General features: G+C 49.5%; 21 protein-coding genes. 14 read left to right on the top strand and 7 right to left on the bottom strand.

Features of this window, described 5'->3' with window-relative positions; all coding sequences use genetic code 11:
* Nucleotides 1-7 precede the first annotated feature (7 nt).
* The 7 genes from hycI (at nucleotide 8) to C7452_RS03235 (ending at nucleotide 6469) form a co-directional block, all read left to right on the top strand.
* Nucleotides 8-499, top strand: a complete 492-nt coding sequence (hycI, locus tag C7452_RS03205) for a hydrogenase maturation peptidase HycI (protein WP_245942811.1) — start codon at nucleotides 8-10, stop codon at nucleotides 497-499.
* Between the two features lie 147 nt (nucleotides 500-646).
* Nucleotides 647-1747, top strand: coding sequence for an ATP-grasp domain-containing protein (locus tag C7452_RS03210; protein WP_115892208.1), 1101 nt, complete (start codon nucleotides 647-649; stop codon nucleotides 1745-1747).
* Nucleotides 1744-2799 (top strand): MraY family glycosyltransferase, encoded by a 1056-nt coding sequence (locus C7452_RS03215; protein WP_115892209.1) that lies wholly within the window; start codon nucleotides 1744-1746, stop codon nucleotides 2797-2799. The genes C7452_RS03210 and C7452_RS03215 overlap by 4 nt, the downstream gene beginning before the upstream one ends.
* 12 nt (nucleotides 2800-2811) lie before the next feature.
* The gene (locus C7452_RS03220; RefSeq protein WP_115892210.1) at nucleotides 2812-4221 is read left to right on the top strand and encodes a Mur ligase family protein; all 1410 of its coding nucleotides are present in this window, start codon (nucleotides 2812-2814) and stop codon (nucleotides 4219-4221) included.
* 194 nt (nucleotides 4222-4415) lie between these two features.
* Nucleotides 4416-4859, top strand: a complete 444-nt coding sequence (locus C7452_RS03225; RefSeq protein ID WP_010876372.1) for a hypothetical protein — start codon at nucleotides 4416-4418, stop codon at nucleotides 4857-4859.
* Nucleotides 4859-6115, top strand: a complete 1257-nt coding sequence (locus C7452_RS03230; RefSeq protein WP_048175465.1) for a hypothetical protein — start codon at nucleotides 4859-4861, stop codon at nucleotides 6113-6115. Before C7452_RS03225 ends, C7452_RS03230 begins: the two co-directional genes overlap by 1 nt.
* 3 nt (nucleotides 6116-6118) lie before the next feature.
* Nucleotides 6119-6469 (top strand): DUF356 domain-containing protein, encoded by a 351-nt coding sequence (locus C7452_RS03235; RefSeq protein ID WP_115892211.1) that lies wholly within the window; start codon nucleotides 6119-6121, stop codon nucleotides 6467-6469.
* 124 nt (nucleotides 6470-6593) lie between these two features.
* Here C7452_RS03235 and C7452_RS03240 read toward each other — a convergent pair whose 3' ends face one another.
* Complete coding sequence (locus tag C7452_RS03240; protein ID WP_115892212.1) at nucleotides 6594-7061, bottom strand: multiprotein bridging factor aMBF1; 468 nt, start codon at nucleotides 7059-7061, stop codon at nucleotides 6594-6596.
* Nucleotides 7062-7167: 106 nt separating this feature from the next.
* Here C7452_RS03240 and C7452_RS03245 point away from each other — a divergent pair, with 106 nt between their 5' ends.
* Nucleotides 7168-8400, top strand: a complete 1233-nt coding sequence (locus C7452_RS03245; RefSeq protein ID WP_048175462.1) for a proteasome-activating nucleotidase — start codon at nucleotides 7168-7170, stop codon at nucleotides 8398-8400.
* Between the two features lie 227 nt (nucleotides 8401-8627).
* Here C7452_RS03245 and C7452_RS03250 read toward each other — a convergent pair whose 3' ends face one another.
* Nucleotides 8628-9347 (bottom strand): UPF0280 family protein, encoded by a 720-nt coding sequence (locus tag C7452_RS03250; protein WP_115892213.1) that lies wholly within the window; start codon nucleotides 9345-9347, stop codon nucleotides 8628-8630.
* 145 nt (nucleotides 9348-9492) lie between these two features.
* On the opposite strand from C7452_RS03250, the gene C7452_RS03255 reads away from it, so the two are divergent.
* The 5 genes from C7452_RS03255 (at nucleotide 9493) to cgi121 (ending at nucleotide 14460) form a co-directional block, all read left to right on the top strand.
* Entirely contained in the window at nucleotides 9493-10218 is a 726-nt protein-coding gene (locus C7452_RS03255; RefSeq protein WP_115892214.1) for a PH domain-containing protein, read from the top strand.
* Complete coding sequence (locus C7452_RS03260) at nucleotides 10211-11338, top strand: geranylgeranyl reductase family protein (RefSeq protein ID WP_115892215.1); 1128 nt, start codon at nucleotides 10211-10213, stop codon at nucleotides 11336-11338. Before C7452_RS03255 ends, C7452_RS03260 begins: the two co-directional genes overlap by 8 nt.
* Complete coding sequence (locus C7452_RS03265) at nucleotides 11335-12339, top strand: TIGR01177 family methyltransferase (protein ID WP_245942812.1); 1005 nt, start codon at nucleotides 11335-11337, stop codon at nucleotides 12337-12339. The genes C7452_RS03260 and C7452_RS03265 overlap by 4 nt, the downstream gene beginning before the upstream one ends.
* A gap of 149 nt (nucleotides 12340-12488) precedes the next feature.
* Nucleotides 12489-13979, top strand: coding sequence for a 2-isopropylmalate synthase (locus C7452_RS03270; RefSeq protein ID WP_115892217.1), 1491 nt, complete (start codon nucleotides 12489-12491; stop codon nucleotides 13977-13979).
* A 10-nt stretch (nucleotides 13980-13989) separates the two neighbouring features.
* Nucleotides 13990-14460, top strand: a complete 471-nt coding sequence (gene cgi121 / locus C7452_RS03275) for a KEOPS complex subunit Cgi121 (RefSeq protein ID WP_115892516.1) — start codon at nucleotides 13990-13992, stop codon at nucleotides 14458-14460.
* Here cgi121 and C7452_RS03280 read toward each other — a convergent pair.
* Together C7452_RS03280 and C7452_RS03285 are read right to left on the bottom strand one after the other, a co-directional pair.
* Complete coding sequence (locus tag C7452_RS03280) at nucleotides 14457-15407, bottom strand: DegT/DnrJ/EryC1/StrS family aminotransferase (RefSeq protein WP_115892218.1); 951 nt, start codon at nucleotides 15405-15407, stop codon at nucleotides 14457-14459. The two genes, cgi121 and C7452_RS03280, sit on opposite strands and share 4 nt — an antisense overlap.
* A 4-nt stretch (nucleotides 15408-15411) precedes the next feature.
* Entirely contained in the window at nucleotides 15412-16575 is a 1164-nt protein-coding gene (locus C7452_RS03285; RefSeq protein ID WP_048176563.1) for an Nre family DNA repair protein, read from the bottom strand.
* 167 nt (nucleotides 16576-16742) lie between these two features.
* Between C7452_RS03285 and C7452_RS03290 the strand changes: the two genes are divergently transcribed.
* A complete protein-coding gene (locus C7452_RS03290) occupies nucleotides 16743-18725 on the top strand; it encodes a NosD domain-containing protein (protein WP_115892219.1) in 1983 nt (660 codons plus the stop codon).
* 249 nt (nucleotides 18726-18974) lie between these two features.
* Here C7452_RS03290 and C7452_RS03295 read toward each other — a convergent pair whose 3' ends face one another.
* The 3 genes from C7452_RS03295 to guaA all read right to left on the bottom strand — a co-directional run bounded on the left by C7452_RS03295 (nucleotide 18975) and on the right by guaA (nucleotide 20786).
* Nucleotides 18975-19226, bottom strand: a complete 252-nt coding sequence (locus C7452_RS03295; protein ID WP_048175454.1) for a hypothetical protein — start codon at nucleotides 19224-19226, stop codon at nucleotides 18975-18977.
* A gap of 1 nt (nucleotide 19227) precedes the next feature.
* Nucleotides 19228-19683 (bottom strand): peptide-methionine (R)-S-oxide reductase MsrB, encoded by a 456-nt coding sequence (gene msrB / locus C7452_RS03300; RefSeq protein WP_010876350.1) that lies wholly within the window; start codon nucleotides 19681-19683, stop codon nucleotides 19228-19230.
* Between the two features lie 176 nt (nucleotides 19684-19859).
* A complete protein-coding gene (gene guaA / locus C7452_RS03305; RefSeq protein WP_048175453.1) occupies nucleotides 19860-20786 on the bottom strand; it encodes a glutamine-hydrolyzing GMP synthase in 927 nt (308 codons plus the stop codon).
* Nucleotides 20787-20881 lie beyond the last annotated feature (95 nt).

The following is a 20881-nucleotide window of genomic DNA, read 5'->3' on the forward strand; positions in this document are numbered from 1 at the left end:
TATCACGTTGAAGCGGCTTCTGAGTGATTTTCTCACTGACTGCAGAAGGCTCCTCGTCCTCACAGTCGGGAATGAATTGAGGTCCGATGATGGCCTTGGCCCATACCTGGCGTCCCTCATCCAGGAGGCAATGGAGGAGAGGGGACATCTACTTATCAATGCAGGCACGGTGCCTGAAAACTTCACAGGAAAAATACGCTCCGAAAGACCGAGCCACATACTGATTGTGGACGCTGTTGAGATGAGAGAGGAGCCGGGAACCGTAAGGCTCATTGAGAGGGATAATATATCAGAGTACAGCATATCCACCCATGCCATGCCCCTATCCTTCCTTGTGAGGTACCTTGAGGATCAGGGTGATTACAGGATTGCCCTCATGGGTGTACAGCCAGAAAACCTTGAATTTGGGACTGGACTCTCACCCCCGGTTGAAGACGCTGTACATGACCTCGCAGGGATGATAATCTCTGCCCTTGATGACTTTGGAAGCTGCGGATGATTTTTAGGGTTGAATTCAATCAGCCCTGTATTTTGGGGGTATTGAGAATTCTGGATGAATTTTACCTGAACTCAACAGGTCAAGATTAAGTTTTTATAAGATCCCACCAAAGAGTAAACCAGTCCTTGATTTTTTTGAGTGATCATCATGAGGATTCTGTTCATAGGTTCAAGACTCTTCAATGACGTTGCAGAGTACGCCTCAGCGATGGGCGTGACCACCATCCTCTCCGAGTCAAATCCGGACGCCCCAAACCTTGAACTAGCCGATTCATACCACATAGTACCCAGGGGCATGGAGGGCCCTCTGGAAATAGCGCTCAGGGAGGACGTTGATGCGGTGGTACCCCTGATAGGTGTCGACGGACCCCTCAGGGATGTGGCCTGGCTCAAGGAGAAACTTGAGGCTGACTACGGAGTGCCGGTGGTTGCATCAGGGCCGGAGGCTGCTGAGATATCCACAGATAAATTTAAAACCAAGGAGTTCTTCTCCAGAAACAGGATAAGAACGCCGGAATACGGTTTAATCGATTCACCGGAGGATGTAACTGAAATGCCGGTGGTTCTCAAGCAGAGGGAGGGACAGGGCGGTTCAGGTGTGATGGTCGCAGCCACCCCTTCTGATGTCAGGGAGTATCTCCACGCCCATGACCATGCCCTCATGGAGGAATACATACAGGGCCGTGAAATATCCGTTGAGGTACTCCGATGGAATGATGAAACCCTCCCCCTGGTGGCCGTTGATAAGGGAGACACAAGGATGGACGGACTGCACCCCCTGAAGAAGGTGAAGAGGGCCCCCGCTATTATCAGGGGATTCGATGGAATGGAGGCCCTTGCAATGGCTTCAGAAGTCACCGAACTCCTTGGTGCGGAGGGTAACACCGATGTTGACATGATAGTCTCAGAGGATGGAAAACTCTATGCCATAGAGGTCAACACACGCCCAAGCGGGACCAGGTACATCTCAGAGGCGGCAACAGGGATAAATCCCATGCACTGCCTTGTGGACATGGCAGCAGGAAACTGGAAACCGGCCGAAATCAGGAGGAAGAACCATTATGCTGTTGAGATACCCATAGGTAACCCTGTGGACCTGGAGTCCGTCATGCCAGATGGGACAAGATGGGTGCTTCACGGCCCGAGGAACCATATGAGGGTAACTGTGGGGGCCAATGATCCTGAACTGCTTGAACTGGTCATTAAAAAACTTGGTGATCTTGATGTACACAGAAGGCAGGTGATATGATGGAGTTTTTGATGGTTTTCATTATAAGCGCTGTTTCAGCTGCAGTATTCACGCTCTTTATAAGGAACATTCTGAGGAGTGCGGATATCGGTGATAAACCAATAGTCACTGAGCACAGCCACAAGGCAGGAACACCTACAATGGGGGGGCTTGGGATGCTACTGGCTCTCCTCCTTGTAACGGTACTCTATCGAAACAACCCCTACCTCGTCCTGACATCACTCATAGTCCTCACAGCAGCAATTGTAGGCCTTCTGGATGACCTTCTGGGCCTCAAGGTGAAGGAGGTCCAGAGGATAATAAGGAACGTATCTGAAGGGCCCCTGGAGGTTGGCCAGCTTGTACTGAAGCCCGGAGAGGAGGCAAGGGCGGCAACAGACAAGGCAAAGAGGGATGTTGAGGCTCTGCTCTCTGAGGGACTTGTTGAGGTGGTTGGTGAGGCTCCAATAAAGAATGAGGTGAGTGAGGGTGAGAAGATACTGGCCCAGCTACTGATAGGTGTCTTCCTTGTACTCTCAGGAGCTGTTGGTAAGCTCGGAGGGTTCTACCTGGGTCTTGCAGCCGCACCCATCGTCATAGCAGGTATGGTAGGGGCCATAAACGCAGTTAACCTCATAGATGGAATGGATGGGATGGCAGCCGGGATAATGCTCATAGCATCCTTATCCTGCGCAATTTTCCTTGGCCTAGCGGGTCAGGCCCTGCCCTTCCTGGCACTGGCCGGGATGTGTGCCGGGTTCCTCGTATTCAACAGACACCCCGCGAGCATATTCATGGGTGATACCGGTTCATTTGCCCTGGGGGCAGGCTATGCAACTGCAGTGATGCTCACAGACACGGTTTACTTCGGTGTCCTTGCAATAGCAGTGCCTGTGGTCTCGGTTATCGTGAGTCTCCTCCACCGTGCAGGGGTTATAAGACTCCCGGTTGAACCGCTGCACCACACACTCCACTACCGTGGGATGTCCGAGAGGAGGATAGTGCTCCTCTACTGGCTCATAACACTGATTGTCTGTGCACTGGGACTCTACATGACAGGGAGTATCCTCTGATGGGTGAAGGTCATGTATCTCCATGAAATCGCAGATAAGATTTCAGGAAGACTCAAAGGTCCAGATAGAGCATTTCGGGGGATATTCACGACCCTTGGAGCTGCTGAAGCAGGTGACATTGTTATAAGACACTGGATCGATGAGAAGGGCATTGAAATCGCCTCAGAAAGGGGTGTATCCGCCATCATAACCCAGGATCTCCGGGGAAAGTCTTCCAGGCTAGCCGAAGAGCACGGGCTCCCGGTTATCCTCGTTGACAGGATTGAGAATGCAAATGCCCTTGCACTCTCCTGGGCAATAGAGCGATTCGCCCCCTCCTCCAGAAGGGTTGTGGTCACGGGTACCAATGGGAAGTCCACCACAACCCACATGATCCATCATATAATAGAGACCACCGGTGCTTCATCCTACACAAACACAGATTCAAGGTCAGAGTTCAACACCCTCATAGACCCGGTGGTGTCACAGCAGATAGCCGAGGCCTCATCTGATGGGGCACCTGAATTCATGGTTATAGAGGTCTCAGAGGTGCAGGGGTGGCTTGGAAGGGTCATGAGGGACCACGCCCGCATGATGACCGCGGCCATAGGGCCTGAGGTGGTCGTCATAACAAACGTTGCAATGGACCATATAGGGCTCGTTGAATCTGTGGAAGATGTCTTCAGGGAGGTAGCAGGGGCCCTGAGGGCCATCGAATCTGGGGTGGCTGTACTCAATGCCGACGATGAACGTGTGAGGGCAATGGCCCATGTGAACCCGGGTCTCAGTGTGGTCTTTTACGGCTCGGACTCCCCTGTGAGGTATGATGGGGAGGGCATCCACATTGGAGGGGACCTCATAATCCCTGCAGAGGAACTCCCCTTCAGGAGTGAGCACTTCATACAGAACACCCTGGCTGCCGCTGCAGCATGTCTGGAACTGGGCTTCTCCCCCGAGGACATAAGGATGGGTGTTAAAACATACAGGCCCCTCAAGAGGAGGTTTTCGGTCCTCATGGCTGAGCCCCTTGTCATAGACGACTTCGCCCACAACCCCTCAGGTATCAGGTCCACCGTGAGGAGCGCTGCAGCGAATCTCAGGGGGAGGCTGTGGGTGGTGAATGCCATCAGGGGCTCCCGTGGAGAGGATATAAATGTGATGAACGCAGCCGCCCTTGCAGATTCCCTCAGGGGCCTCAATGCAGAACTCATAGTAACCTCAAGCAGTGACGTTGTTGATGAACAGAACAGGGTACTTGAAAATGAGAGAAGAGCATTCCTTGGGGTCCTTGATGAGAGGGGTGCATCCTACATCCACGTGGAGAAACTCAGGGACGCCCTGAGGATGGTGCTGGATGCCGCGAAACCCCATGATACCATCCTCCTCCTCGGAGCCCAGGGAATGGACCCGGCTGCAGGGATAATAGATGAGATCAGGATGTGACTACTGTATCGCAGCTTGTAACGGTTCCTGGTCTCAGCCGTGATCGGGAGTCCATCTCTGCGGTGGATTCAGGGGGTCCGGTTTCAGCTCTGCATTGGATGGATGTTCATTTCTGTGGTCAATCTTTATAAAGATGGAGTCAGAGAACTAACTATTCAGTAACTGTGATGAAACGCAGTTAAAGGTGAACTGTTATGCTCATAAAGATCAGAAGGGATACCCTCGTGATACTCCTGCTGGCATTCATCCTGATCCTCTCAGGTCGTGCTATGACCTATCTTGCCTACGCATCATCAATGGAGGATACAGGTGGAGTTCCAATAGCAGGTGTCATAGTTAAGGGTAACGATATAGTTCCACTGTCCTCCATAAAAGCAAATGTATATGCTGCGGGTTTCCGGCCCGGAAGCTACATAAAGGGAGAGGTGCTTGTAACCTCCAAGAGAAAGGTTCCCCTTTCAGAGGCGATGGAGAATGCCGAGAAGTTTGTTAAGATGACAACAATTCCCGGCACCCGTGTAACGCCCATAGCAGCCGCTGATGTGAAGGTGGACACCAGAACAGGCATAGTCACTGTTAATGTTATCGAGGACTTCGCCACGGTTAAAGTTACCAACAGAACAGGGGGAGTGGGCTGATGAACAGGCTCGGTAGACTGTTAGCTCTCATATTCATCTTCAACCTGCTTATAGGTCCGGTATCCGCCACAATGAACGTTATTGTAATCACAGACCCCACAGGAGCGGATCCTAATGGTGCTGCAGCCGGGAGTATGTCCTTCGCCCAGAACATGTTCCAGTCAACCTTCCTCATGTCCAAGGAGAAGAGGTTCGCTGTCCTCTCAGGTGGTGAAGGTGCATCAACACCGAGGCTCATGGCAATAATGGACGTTATAAACCGCCTGGAGAATGGTGCAACAGCGGCTGAGGCGGCATCAGCAGCCAACAGTTACCAGGGAATCAGGGTCATGTGCGGAGGTCCCAGCATAGGTGCAGCTGTGGGTGGTTCCTTCGATGCCTACGTGGTTATCGTGGAGGATGACGGTACCATAACAGTTACACCCTACTCTGGGGGTCTTGCGGTTCTTCCTCCAGGTAAGAGGGGAGCCATAATACACCTGAGGAACACGCATGGAAACCCCAAGTATGGTACAGCAACCCGTGTACGTCAGGAGACAGCCGTTAACATAGGTAAGATGATAAGGGACGGCTACTCTGCCACTTACATCGTGGGAAAGGTCTTTGAGGAGGTTTCAAAGGACGCCGGTGAAAAGTATGGTGGTGGTGCAGTTAACCTTGTCTCAGGGGTATCCACAGGGGACATGTTCACACCAGCGGACCTCAATGAGACCGGTTACCCCATGGATGAACCCTACGTCAAGGTATGCGATGAGTGTGGCTGGAGCATAGGGTACCCTGCTGCAGAGAACTACCAGACCTGTCCGGTGGATGGCAGTAAGTTAAAGGTTATCTATGCATATGAGGCTCTCAAGGACGCCATAACCGTGACCAACGGCTCTGTATCTGTCTCGGTCTACGGGACAGAGGAGGCCGGTGTTGTTCAGACAACCCAGGAGATTGTGAGGGCATCGGTGAAGAAGAACGGTTACAGTGCAGAGGCAATAGCCAGATCTATAAACAGGGCCATAAAGAACGGGTTCCTTGTGGGAGTCAACTATGTGGAGCCAAAGGACATAAATGTGAAGCCAAGTTCAAGGGCTGTAGGTGTCTACTACACACCCCTACCAGATGATAGGACAGCCCCTCCGATGGAACTGCCCGTTAGTTCAGGGCTCCTTGAGATACTTGGTAACATCCAGACGGCACTGGGATTCATCATGGTGCTCCTCGTCCTCTTCAGGAGCAGCCTTATAAGTTCATTCAGAAGGGGTTAAAACGTGTCTCTAATAATTCTGAGGGCAGATAGCAGGAAGAAGATTCTGAACGCCATAGCGGACCTTGAAAGGCATGCCGGCCTTAAGGTCCGTGGAAAACCCAGGATTCTGAGGAATGATATTGCAGACAGGATGGCATCATCCATACTCGGGGAACTCCGCATGAAGTCCTCTGTGGCGGCAGCCGTTGAGGTGGAAGATGATGACACCAGAAGCATAATGGCCATCAGAAGGATACACCCCCCAGCACATGTGATAGTGGTTAGCAGTGAATACGATGAATACAATGACCTCAGGGAGATGTTCGGCGGTCTGAGGGTCCTCAGGGGATACTACTCCCATAAGGGTAGTTGAAGAGAAAATTCGGATGAAATGGGATTCTAAAATAATTTTTAGAAATGGACTTTAATCCATTTTTATTCCTGCAATATCCTCCGTGGGTGTCTAAAATAATTTTTAGAAATAATTTTTTGGGACTTTAACCCCTCTTTATTCTTGCAATGTCACCTATCGTGGCTCCGCGGAACCCGCCACCCTCTGATTTCTCCAGATCATCGGCCTCAAATTTTTCAAGGAGTTTTATTTTGAGGAGCCTTTCAAGCTTCCTTGCGAGCTTAATATCGGGTTCCATCCTCTCGGATTCAATCCTGTTTATGACGGATACCTTCTCGTTGATCCTCTCAGCGAGATCCTCCCTTGACCAGTCCCTCTTCTCCCTTTCACTTCTTATGATCCTTCCGTAGTCCTCAACGACCTCGTACACGGTATCCATAGGTCTCCTGGACCTTTTCTGGGGCTTCCTGAAACTTTTTTTACGGGGTGTTGTGGGTTCTCTGATGATTTTACCGAACTTTGAGCATTCCCTGCATACTTCCATGACTGAACTGTCGATTTTTGTCTTTAAAGGTTTTCCAACAATCTTTTTACCGCAAATCTCGCATCTCATGAAGATCCCTTTTTATTTTATACTAGATTTATCCCACCCCAATATTTAAATATTACTAGAAACAAGATAGTATACAACAAAATTTAAATAGGAGTGTTCTAAAATCATGGAAAATAACTCCCAGAATGTATTAAAAAAGATTGAGGACCTCAAAAAAGAAGTTAGAATGCTTAAAGAGGAAAACTCCAAGACAAAAAGAAATCTGATGTGGAAAATCAGAAAACTTGAGAAGGACAAACTTTTAATTGAAAATGAGAAGACAAGGCTTGACAGGGAAGTTAAATCCCTTCGTGGTGAAATCGAAAGGTTCAGAACCCCTCCACTGGTCATAGCCACAGTAACAGAGGTTCTTGATGATCACAGGGTCGCAGTTAAGAGTACAACCGGACCCCACTTCGTAATAAATTATTCAAGATTCATAGATAGAAAGCAGCTGGAGCCCGGTGCAAGGGTTGCACTGAACCAGCAGACCTTCAGCATAGTGGATGTACTTCCATCTGAGAAGGACCCCGTTGTGACGGGCATGGAAGTCGAGGAAAAACCAGATGTCTCCTATGAGCAGATAGGTGGCCTTGAGGAACAGGTACGCGAGGTCAAGGAGACAGTTGAATTACCGCTCAAAAAACCGGAACTCTTTGAAAAGATAGGTATAGAGCCACCCAAGGGCGTACTCCTCTATGGACCACCTGGTACAGGTAAAACACTCCTGGCAAAGGCCGTCGCCCATGAGACCAATGCAACATTCATAAAGATAGTTGCATCCGAGTTCGTCAGGAAATACATAGGTGAGGGCGCAAGGCTCGTGAGGGGAGTCTTTGAGCTGGCCAAGGAGAAATCCCCGAGCATAATATTCATAGACGAAATTGACGCCGTGGCAGCCAAGAGGCTTAAGAGTTCAACAAGCGGTGACAGGGAGGTTCAGAGGACACTCATGCAGCTCCTTGCAGAGCTTGATGGATTCGAATCAAGGGGTAACGTCGGTATAGTTGCAGCAACCAACAGACCGGACATACTTGACCCGGCACTCCTCCGTCCAGGAAGATTTGACAGGTTCATTGAGGTACCTCTACCAAATGAGGATGGTAGAAGGGAGATACTCAAGATACACACCTCAGGAATGGCCCTTGCAGAGGAGGTCGATATTGAACTCCTTGCAAGGATAACCGATGGGGCATCAGGCGCAGACCTAAAGGCAATATGTACCGAGGCAGGTATGTTTGCAATCAGGGAGGAGCGTGATGAGGTCACAATGGCTGACTTCATGGATGCCGTTGATAAGATAATGGGTGTTGAGAAGGAGGAGGAATACAAACAGGAAACCGGCGTGATGTTCGGTTAATACTGATTATGGCCTGTGATGAACCCTATGAGCTCTGAGAAGTGATGACTGATGGGCGATCTGAGGCTGTAATCCTATAACCCCACTTCTTTTTAAAGTGGTTAACTAGATCGCATTAAATTCTGTCTTAGAATCAGGTGCTCTTCTAATTTTGCAGTGTTAGGGATTACTTATTTACTTATTCTGTCTGGTGTCATTGTATCTGGTTAAAGCCCTTTCAGTTATTCCTATACCTCATCCCAGAGGTCACCAAGAACAGCCTTTCTATCAGTCATTACAAGTCGAGGTATTCTGCCGACGGTACCTGCATGTTCACCCACCACAACCATAACACCCCGGAAATGCTCCCTGAAGTCATCAGCCCTTTCAAGGGCATTCTCAACGGCTGATATGTCATCAGGGCCATCAGCACTGTTTGCTATTGAGGTTGCAAGGGCGTCTGCTGTGCTGGCCTCAGATGCAAAAACTGTCACAGAATCTGCCCTCCCGAAGCTTATGGAGTGCCCCACAGTCCCCGAGGATGTGCATACACCCCTGGGACCGCCTGGCTTCAGAAGGAAGCCCACAGTCCCTGAGAGTGATGAAGATCCAGCATAGAGACCCACAGTGATTTTGCGGTTGTTAACAAGGGCGATGTCACCGCCGTTGTCGATTATGCTGCACCGCGAACCCTTACCCATGAGGTGCATGAGTGAGAGCTGGGATATTGTCCCTGCAACCGCTGCCATGGGTCCAACCTCAGCCTTCCGTGAGGCCCGGGACATCATCCTGACGATGAGAGGGCCCTCAGACACCACTATGGGTTCAAGGGATGTTAAAAACTCGGGATTTCTCCGGATATAATCCATGAGCTTCATCCTCTCTCCCAGAACGAATCCAGAGAGTCCATGGTTCCTTATTTCTGTCCTGAGATTTATGCGGGTCTCACCGATAACTATCCTTTCCATGGTTCCACACCAGCTATCTAACATACATTAAATGAGACATCAGAGGGGATCAATCTCCGACCATTACATATAAAAACATATACAACAAATTAATCCTCATTGTAGTTAACTTCTTTTAACAACTATATGTCAGTTCTGTGATAACATGTTTGGCAGGGACAGGTTACATCCAGGTGAGAGAATTTTATATGAGACAAGGCCGCGGTTCATCCTCAACTCAAAATCAACCATAATAAAGGCCCTGTCAGCCGTGATAATACTATACCTCTTCCAGGGGATAGTTGAGGGAGCCGGGGCACTTGACAATGTCCTGATTGCAAATTATGGTGTCACAGTAGCTGAGAAGGTCGCATGGCTTCTTACGGGTATAATAATCATAATCCTCCTCTCCATCCTCTGGGATGTGATCTCCTGGAGGAACAGGCGCTACATAATCACCGACCAGAGGGTCATGGTTGAGGAGGGGGTCCTCTGGAAGAGGAGGTACTACATAAACCACAGGAAGATAGTGGACGTATCCTTCTCACAGAGCATAACAGAGAGGCTCCTTGACTCTGCGGATCTGGAGATCCATGGGGGCCACGAGGGCACCAACATAATACTCAGGGATGCACCATCCCCCTCAAAGATCGAGTACCATATCAGCAGGTTCACAGAGAGGGGATATGATGATGCAGAGGAGATCCTCAGGGAACTATCATCCAGTAGAAGGAGAGAGCCAGGATTTGCAGACCCGGAATTCTGGGAGACCCCTGAGGATGAGAAGGAATCTGACGGTAAGTTTGCGGTGGATAGGTGCGGTGATGAATCCATAATGGAGAGACACTCAAGGAAATTTAAGAGATACAGAAGGGAGGGCAGGGATGACTGATTACGATGTTCTCATAATGGGGGCCGGGCCTGCCGGTTCAACACTTGCAAGGCTCACAGCCAGTAAAGGATTCAGGGTTGGTCTCTTTGAGAGGAAGAAGATAATCGGTCTGCCACTTCAGTGTGCAGGACTCGTATCACACAGAATAATGGAGGTTAACGTGCTCCCTGATGAATTTATACTGAACAGTGTGAGGGGCGCTGTTCTCCATTCACCATCAGGCATAAAACTCAGGGTTTCTAAGGACAGACCAGAGGCCCATGTAATTGACAGGACAGCCTATGACCAGCACCTGGCAGAACTCGCGAGGGAAGCAGGCGCAGAGTTGAAGAAGGGAACTGCGGTGAGGGATTTCAATGAGAAAACAGGTCATGTCAGGGTAAATGGCGATGAACTCAGTGCGGATGTTCTTGTGGATGCAAGGGGGCAGTCCGCTGCACCCAGCAGGTACCCTGCGAGACAGTACCTTGTGAGGTTCAGGGACAGTGAGATGGACACTGACTTCGTGGACCTCAAGGTTGACTCCCGCCTCTCTCCGGGCTTTATGTGGAGGATACCCATAGATGAACAGACGGCGAGGGTGGGTGTCTTCGGACCCCAGCAGAACCTGAAGGAATTCCTTAAAGGCTTCCTCTCAGACCTCAGCAGCGACTTTGAGATCCTTGAGTCCCACCATGGGTTCATCCCCAGACCAGACCTGGATTTGAGACTCGTAAGGGGGAGATGCATTCTTCTTGGAGATGCTGCCGGGCAGGTTAAACCCACAACTGGTGGGGGCATAGTCCTGGCTTCCCGTGCTGCAGGGGTGGCGGCAGAGGTCATCCAGGGGGTCCTTGAGGGAGATGCAGACGTCGAAAAATATGAGGATGCCTGCAGGAAGCTCCACATGTCAGAGATGAAGAACCAGATGAGGGTTCAGAAGACATTCAGACTACTCTCAGACAAGGACCTTGACCACATATTCCTTAAGATGAAGGAGTACGGTGCAGAGGATATAATATCAGAATACGGGGACATGGACAGACAGACACCCCTCATCAGGGAGTTCCTGAAGAGGGGAATCATGTTCAGGATAATACCATCCATCCTCACGTCTAAGGTGGCAAGAATATGGAAATGATGGTGTTACTCTCACAGGAGCACCCGGAACTCCCATCGGCGGAACTAAGATCTGTTTTGAGGTCGGAAGGGATAGATTTCAATGTTATTGAATCCGGAAGTGGATATGAGGTCATAGATGCTCCCAGGAGCACATGGAAGATCCTTAAAAAAAGGTTAGCCTATGCCCATGAGATCTCTGAGGTCATAGGATATGCGGCTGCCGATGATCTGGATGATGCTGCAGCGGAAATTGACTGGAGTAAATACGTCAGGGAAAGCTTCGCGGTGAGGATAAAAAAACTGTGCGGCGATGTGGATTCCAGGACACTCGAGAGGACCATCGGAGCGATCATAAAGGAGGATACGGGACTGAAGGTTGACCTTGAGAAGCCCTGGACCCTGATAAGACCGGTACTCATTGATGACAGGTTCATCCTCACAAGGAGGCTCGCAGTCATAAGCAAGGAACACTTCAACCAGGCCAGACCCCACAAGAGACCCTTCTTCTACCCTGGTTCAATGAGCCCCAAACTCGCAAGGTGCATGGTCAACCTCTCAGGGGTGAAGGCAGGTGACAGGCTCCTTGACCCCTTCTGCGGTACAGGCGGGATACCCATAGAGGCGGGCCTCATGGGTGTGAGGGTTGTGGGGGCCGATATAGACTGGAGGATGGTTGAGGGCACCCGTGAAAACCTTCAGCATTACGGTATAACCGACTTCGAGGTTATAAGGTCTGATGCAAGGGATCTGAGGCTCGACGAGAAGGTCGACGCCATAGTGACCGATCCCCCCTACGGTATATCAGCTTCAACTGCAGGTGAGAAGAGTGAGAAGCTTTACAGGGAATTCCTGGACTCTGCACACTCAAACCTTGCAGAGGAGGGCATGATCTGCATGGCAGCACCCCACTACCTCGACCTGGAGAGCCTCATTGATGAAAGATTCAGCATCAGGGAGAGGTACTCAATGAGGATGCACAGGAGCCTCACAAGGGTTATAAGGGTCATTGAGAGGGTTTAGTACGTCAGGTGGAGCTTGTATCTGACACCGGTACCCACAGACGATGAAATCACCAGTATCCACTGCACATAAATGGGCACTTAACCATATATACCATTTAAAACCAAACTCTACATGACTATTTTCCGAACACCTTAAAGGGGATTAAATTGCAGGTTAGAGTACTTGATACCACACTGAGGGATGGAGAACAGACACCAGGGGTTTCACTCACCCCTGAGGAAAAACTGAGAATAGCACTCAAAATCGATGCACTGGGCGCAGACATCATTGAGGCAGGCTCAGCAATCACATCAGAGGGTGAAAGGGAAGGTATCAGGAAAATCACATCCGAGGGTTTGAGGGCAGAGATCTGCAGCTTCGCAAGGGCTGTGCGGGAGGACATAGACGCTGCAATCTCATGTGACGTTGACAGTGTGCACCTGGTGGTCCCAACATCTGACCTGCACCTTGAACACAAACTCCGAAAGACAAGGGAGGAGGTCCTCGAGCAGGCGGTGGACTGCACAGAGTATGCAGTGGACCATGGTATTCTGGTCGAACTCTCAGCAGAGGACTCAACAAGAAGTGACATGGACTTCCTCCGGACCATCTTCAGGGAGGGTATAGAGGCCGGTGCAGAGAGGATATGCGCCTGTGACACTGTCGGCATACTCACACCAGAACGTTCCTATGAGTTCTACAGGGGACTCTCAGAACTCGGGGCACCACTGAGTGTGCACTGCCACAACGACTTCGGCCTGGCAGTCGCAAACTCCCTTGCAGGTCTAAGGGCGGGGGCATCGGAGGTCCATGCAACAATAAACGGTATAGGTGAAAGGGCAGGTAATGCAGCCCTTGAGGAGGTTGTCGTGGCCCTTAAATCCCTCTATGATGTGGACACCAGTATCAACATAGAGATGCTCTATGAGACATCGAGGATGGTTGCAAGGATGACCGGTGTATACCTCCAGCCAAACAAGGCCATAGTGGGAGAAAATGCCTTCGCCCATGAATCAGGGATACACGCCGACGGTGTCCTCAAGAAGGCTGAAACCTATGAGCCAATAACACCGGAGATGGTTGGTCACAGGAGAAGGTTCGTGATGGGCAAACATATAGGCACCCATGCCCTCAGGAAGCGACTTGATGAACTCGGAATGAAGGTCGCCGATGATAAACTCATGGAGATATTCAGGAGGGTCAAGACACTGGGGGATATGGGTAAATGCGTTACCGATGTGGATCTCCAGGCAATAGCCGAGGATGTCCTCGGGGTCATGGAGGACAAGGTGGTTGACCTCCAGGAGGTCACCATCGTCTCAGGTAACCGGGTGACGCCCACAGCATCCGTCAAGCTCCGGGTCGATGACAGGGAGGTACTTGAGGCAGGTACCGGTGTTGGTCCCGTGGACGCAGCCATAGTTGCCATAAAGAAGAGCCTCGAGGACTTTGCAGACATAACACTTGAGGAGTACCACGTGGATGCCATCACGGGGGGTACAGATGCCCTCATAGACGTTGTCATAAAACTCAGACACGGGGACAGGATAATAAGTGCAAGGAGCACACAGCCAGACATCATAATGGCCAGTGTCGAGGCCTTCCTCAGCGGTGTTAACAGGCTCCTGGCAAATGAAAAATCTGAAGGGACTCATTGAGGGTGCTAATATGAATTTAGACGTTAGAGGCTACCGTGGAGTTGTCAGAGACCTCACGGGGCTCCTTGATGAGATGAAAGGTTTTCCATGCACGGTTCAGCTTATGGATGCCAGGGCAGTTGCAGGCAGGGAACATGCCATCCATGGGGCAATCCATGCACTGAAGGCCTTTGAGAGGAGCCAGAACATCTCCAGTGACATGGGGATAGAGATATGCCTCCGCGTTGCAGGTATGAGGCAGATAAGCAGGGCCATTGAGCTCCTGGGCATCAAAGAGGGTGAGATGGAGATCTGTGCCGTCCTTGTTGACTGTGGGGATGAAGTGATTAAATTTCTGGATTCAATTTTTGAAAGGGATGATGGGGTCCTCGAACCTGATGAGGAATATCTGAGGAGGATCTACGACCTTGGAGGGGAGGCTGAGACAGTCGGTGTTGGAGAGGCCCTCATGGAGAGGACCACGATGCTCACCGTGGCCTAGTTGCCCATGGTTGAAGAGATTAACTCGGCCATCGCCTCAAGGTTTTCAGGGGTCAGAGAACCCACATCAAGGTTTTTAACCTCAACTGCAACTGCATTCTCAAGGACCCGGTCATAGGAGGGACAGGGAGTGAATATGCTTCTACCGTCGGCGTTTATAACCTTTCTGAGGCGCTTCACATCACCACGGGGATCACTGGATGGTATTATGACGTTTATACCCCTCTCATCGGGGTGCAGGACCCCTTCAAGGTTCTCCTTGAGGTAGCTACAGGCTCTGAGGGTCTCTGTAAGGTTCCTCTCCGCAGCTTCCAGCTCAAGGGCCACAGCCGCCCTCACGTATGGGTCAGCTTTGAGGGCGGAGAGGAGCATGTCCTGCTGCACGATTTGCGGGACTGATGTTGATATGAATCCCCCACCACCTGCGTTCACGGTCTTCGGGGCACCTGTGGATGCTATTATGATGTCACTGATTTTGCCATTGCAGAGTCTCTCAAGGGGGTCTGATACGCTCCCTGAGGCGTCCTCAACCAGAAGAGCCCCGTGGGATCTGCAGACATCTGCAAGTTCCCTGATGGGCTGTTCTGCCGTGTAACCTGCAAAGCTCGTTACAAGGAGTGCACTGGCACCTGTCTCAGTCAGTCTCGCATCGAGGACCTCCGGGTCCAGGAGCCCAAGGTCTGTCTTCACGGTCAGGACCTCCCTTCCGGTTATTTCAGGGATCCTCATGAATCCTCTCCAGCCGCCCTGGTCTGGTACAAGGAGGGGCCCCTCAAGGCGGTGGGCCAGGAGAAGTATGGCTGCATTTCCGCTGTTGAGTAATCTGGCGTATCTGTGTCCGGTCACCTTCCTGATCAGGGCCTCAGGGTCATGTTTCTCACCGTAGAGTGCAGAGCGGCACACGGCCCTCCTCGCCCCTGCAGAGGGTTCTCTGAATTTCAGCTTCATACTATCACCTGAAGAACGAGTCAAGGGTTGTCTGTCTGGATATTTCAAGTTCCTTCAGGAGGTTGCTCCTCACCCTGAAGGCCTCAAGTCCAAGTTTAAGCTTACTGTCAATGAATTCAAGTGCACCCCTCAGGTCATTGAACATGGTGGGTTCTGTATCCATGGCATTTTTCACGTTCTCCCTCACATTGAATACTCCGAGGGGCACGTAGCCAGGGTAGGCCTCCCTCAGGATGATTGCCCCGGCCTGTTTTTCCTCCCGGTCCAGGGCATCGAGGACAGCCATCTTGGCGCTGTAGTAGCAGCCACCCACCCTTGAATATTCCCTCTTACCCTTACCGGTCTCATGGTCTGAGAATATCATTGCACGGCCGTCCCTCTTCATGAAGGCCTCCATCCATTCATACTGCCACTCTGAGGGTGTCAGGAGTATCAGGTAGTGGTTTTTGAGGCTCTCAAACTCATGGACCCTGAAGGTGTCTATGGGCTCATATTCAAGGACCCTTTCGAGGAAGTGGTCGGCGAGGGTGCTGTCACAGGCTGTTATTGACCACCTTGTCGGTACAAGTTTTCTCCTTTTCCCTTCGCCGAGGGCACCGACTGAAAGTGCCTTCTGTACGGCTGAGAAGGGTGTACCCCTCCTGTGGAGCTCGACTATGGCCTCCCGTGCCCTGAGGTCAGTGTCGTGGTAGGCCCTCTCAAGTTCACGGTCCCATTTCACGTTTTCTATCTCAAAGTTCTCAAGAACTGCACTGGGACCGTGGGGTGTCTGTTCTTCGCTGAAAAAGAGTCCTCGCGGTTTCCTTCTGAACTGGGCCTCGCTTTCAATGGCCCCTGATGAGAGGGATATCTCCTGGAGTTTTTCCACGAGGTGATTGTCCAGGTCGCGGACGCCCACCAGCTGTTTTCCCCTTACAAGATTGAGACGGTAGTCTATGATCTCTTCCTGTGTCTTTCTCTCTGGTATCCATCGCTCGGGGGAGTCAAATATTTCCACTTCCTCCTGTACAGGGGCTATCATGGGGCCCGCATAAACCTTAGGGTAATTCCAGCTACCTATGAATACCGATGGGGGTGTTGCTCCCTCCAGTTCCTCTCCTATGCTTATTGATTTCATTTTGAGGTCCCTTGTGAGCCTCTGGAGGAAGGCGTACTTTGACCTTATCATCATATAAGAATTTCATCCAGGGGTTATATCTTTTTTATGAAGCAGTTCTTCTAATTGTCCCACTTCAAATCTTTTTATATGTTTTTATTCGCCGCTAAGATGATGCTATTTTTTGGTTTAGGTAATGTTAAATAATGATTTAATAATATAATTAGGTGGTGAAAATAATGTCGAGGATCTCATTTCTAGTGCTAGTTTTAGCAGTGGCGTTCCTGCTTGTAAATGGGGTATCAGCAACCGTAGTTAACTTAAATACAACTGAAGAATTCAGCACAATCCAGGCAGCCATAGATAACAGTACAGATGGACATCATTTAATCGTCAATTCAGGAACCTACAATGAAAATGTGCTCGTTAACAAAGCTTTGACATTAGAGGCTAACGGAACAGTAACTGTATCCGCAGGCAATACTACCATGCCAGTATTCAATGTCACAGCCAACAACACACAGGTCAAAGGATTCACAATAACAGGTGGCAAACCCGGAATCTACCTATCCGGATCCAACAACACCATCTGTAACAATATCATCACCAGCAACGGCGAGGAGGGAATCTTCCTAGATAGTGGATCAGGTAATAATACCATCTGTAACAATATCATCACCAGCAACGGCGAGGAGGGAATCTTCCTAGATAGTGGATCAGGTAATAATACCATCTGTAACAATACCATCACCAACAACAGCTATGGAATCGGCCTATATGGTGGATCAGATAATATTATTTGTAACAATACCATCGCCAGCAACAGCTACGAGGGAATCTACCTACTTGGATCAGATAATAATACTATTTGTAACAATACCGTCACCAACAACCAATGGGGAATCTACCTATATGAATCAAGTAATAATACTATCTGTAACAACACAATCATCAACAACAGCAATGGAATCTACCTATATGGATCCAACAACACCATCTGTAACAATACCATTACCAACAGCAGCTATGGAATCTTACTATATGGATCAGGTAATACTATTGTTGGGAATTATTTCATTAACAACACAAACCAGACAGCAGGAGATTTAAGTGGCAATTATTGGAATGGGACAGAAGTGGGTAATTACTGGTCAGATTATGCTGGAGACGATCTCGATGGTGATGGTATAGGTGACACACCATACAATTTGGATCAGAAACCATTAATCGTTGACTTAATGATTGAAAATATCAGCACAAGAGGCGGTATACAGGTAAGGGTTAAAAATAATGGGAAAGCAGATATAACAAGGATAGATCCGAACGCACAAGTCCCGATCACAATACAATATAACAGCCAGGAATTCACACGAGACATAGATCCACTACCAGGCGGAGGAACACAGACAATCACACTGAATATCGTCCCAGCAGGAAACTATCAAATCATAACAACAATACTATACAACGAAACAACACACTACCTGGAAACTACAACCATAAGAGACGCTAACACCAGCAACAACATCAAAAACATCAACATAACAGCAGGGAACCTTAAGGTGACTCCAAGGAGTGGAGTGGCGCCACTGAACATTAAAGTGTCTGCTGATTTGACAAATACTGGCGACTTGCCAGGAAATTATACAGCTGGACTTATAGTGAATGGTCGGAGAGTAGCTACAAAGACGGTGGAGGTTCCTGCTGGTGGTGTGGTGGTTGTGAGCTTCAATTACACCTTGACTTCAGCGGGTAATTATACCCTGGCAATAAATAATCTGACAGCCTTTGTGAGTGTTAAAATTAGTGTTAGACAGCTCACTGACGCTGCTTCTTGGGTTAGAGCTTATTATGGGCGTTATGGTAGATTGCCAGGTAAAGTGACAATCAGTGGGCAGGGGTATAGTATGGCGCAGTTCCTTTACCTGCTTTGCAGGGCAACGGTTAATATAAATGCTGGTAACGTGGCTCCGATTTCTGTGAAGAGTGTTGCAAGTCCGACAGCTCCTGGTGGATGGTATAGGCATGGCAGACTTTACAGGTCAAGTTATGTGGGGGTTGCAAAGAATATCCTTTCATTCATTGACAGGTATGCTCGAGCACCAAATTACACCATCACTGGCCTTGGAAGAATACCATTCCAACGTCTGGTTTACGTGTACAGTGAAATCATAAAATTTTATGGAACCAATAAGCGGCTACCAAACTACGTCACAATCTAAACCTTTTTTTAATATTTTTTTGGTTATATAGCTCCTCAGCAGAGTGTTCAGGGACATATCAGGTGAAATCCAAGGTCCGGGTTTTTTGCTGATCTTCACAATTTTGATAGTTAGAGTCGCCGGGACTACCTTGAGATCATAGGGTATTTCCTGTGATTCTATGATGATCACTTCGTTCACTCTGGGCTCATGATAAACGAGGCCAACGAGTTAATGAACCAGGCTGCTGCAATGTTTAACGGCCTCTGATCAGCCCTCACCACTGATGAAGTGGATGTAGACGAGCTCCACGAGGCGTCCGTAGATCCATGGGACCAGTATGAACATTGCAATACCGGCGATCCCTGTAAGGAGACCGAGGATCCATTCAGGATAAAAATTGGGTCTCCATGTTCCGATGATGTATGTCAGGGTGTTGATGAACCCTGTTGCAACTGCCATTATGAGTCCAGCCACCCAGTACCTTCCAAAGTCCTCAGCCATTCCAGCACCTTCCTGCATTTCACCCTATCTGATCCCTCGGGATGAACTTCAGTGCCGCTGAGTTCATGCAGTACCTCTTCCCTGTGGGCCTAGGACCATCATCGAATACATGGCCAAGGTGGGCGTCGCACCTGGCACAGAGGACCTCACAGCGTACCATCCCGAGACTGCGGTCCTCCCTCAGTTTAATGTTGTGTTCTGATACCACATCATAGAAGCTCGGCCACCCTGTCCCTGAATCGAATTTGGTTTCTGAGTCAAAGAGGTCTGTACCACAGCATATGCAGCGGTATATGCCGTCATCGTGGAGGTCATGATATTTACCTGTGAATGGTGGCTCTGTGCCGGCTTTCCTTGCAACACGAAAGGCCTCAGGGTCAAGTATCTCCCGCCACTCATCATCTGAGAGTTCAATCCTCTCAACCATTTCAACACGGTTTTTTGCAACAGAGAATATCGGGATTCTGTCTTTCATACGTCAAATTATGTGACTCATAACTTATTTAGTTAATGAGGGATTCACTTTCATAATCTCCATCTCTTGAAGGGGAACTGCTGGTGTTTTTTCAAGCATCTTAAGAAAAAAAGGGTTTTGTTTTTTTTCTGTGGTCTGATATTCAGAAAAGAGAATTTGTGGCTTTTCACTATTTTTCAGGCAAATTCAATGGTGCTTGGTGGCTTATCACTTACAGAAAGAGCCACGTGGGTTACCTCAGGTATCTCGGCGGTTATGCGCTTTGATATCCTCTTTATGAGATCCCATGGAAGTTCAGGGACACTTGCTGTCATTGCGTCAAGGGATTCAACCATCCTTATAACCACGAGGTATCCGAAGTCCCTCACGTCCCCCTTGACCCCGGTGACCATGGTGTCAGTAAGTACAGCGAAGTACTGCCAGAGACTCTCATGGAGGCCGCTTTCAACGACCTCCTCCTCGACGATGGCGTTGGCCCTTCGGCATATCTCAATCTTCTCCCGGGTTATCTCCCCGACTATCCTCACTGCAAGTCCTGGACCCGGGAAGGGCTGCCTCTGGATCATCTCACGTGGAAGGCCAAGTTCAAGGCCAATTTCACGTACCTCATCCTTGTAGAGCTCCCTTATGGGTTCAACTATCTCGAGTACAAGTCCGTGTGGGAGTGCGACGTTGTGGTGGGACTTTATCTGACCCTCACTCTCAATCCAGTCAGGGGCTATTGTGCCCTGCACCAGGTACCTGGCACCTATCTCCTCGGCTACCCTTTCAAAGACCTCAATGAACACCCTTCCGATTATCTTACGCTTCTCCTCAGGGTCTGTGACACCCTCAAGTTCCTTCAGGAACTCCTCTGAGGCGTCAATGTAGCGGAAGTTCAGGCGTTCACTGAATGTTTTTCTCACGTACTCTGCTTCCCCCTCCCTGAGGAGTCCATGGTCAACAAATACCGCTGTGAGGTTATCTCCGATGGCCCTACCGGCAAGAACAGATGCCACGGAACTGTCAACTCCTCCTGATAGTGCTATTATGGCCTTTTCGTCACCAACGGTACTTCTTATCTCTTCAACTGCTTCTTCAATAAAATCAGATGGATTCAGCATAAGCATCACCGAATAAAAATGATTGATTTATTATCTTGCGGGACATCTATTTAATGTTAAGGATGGATGGTGTTCTGACCCGTGTTAGGGTGGGT

The sequence above is a fragment of the Methanothermobacter defluvii genome (assembly GCF_003385755.1).
Classification (GTDB): domain Archaea; phylum Methanobacteriota; class Methanobacteria; order Methanobacteriales; family Methanothermobacteraceae; genus Methanothermobacter; species Methanothermobacter thermautotrophicus.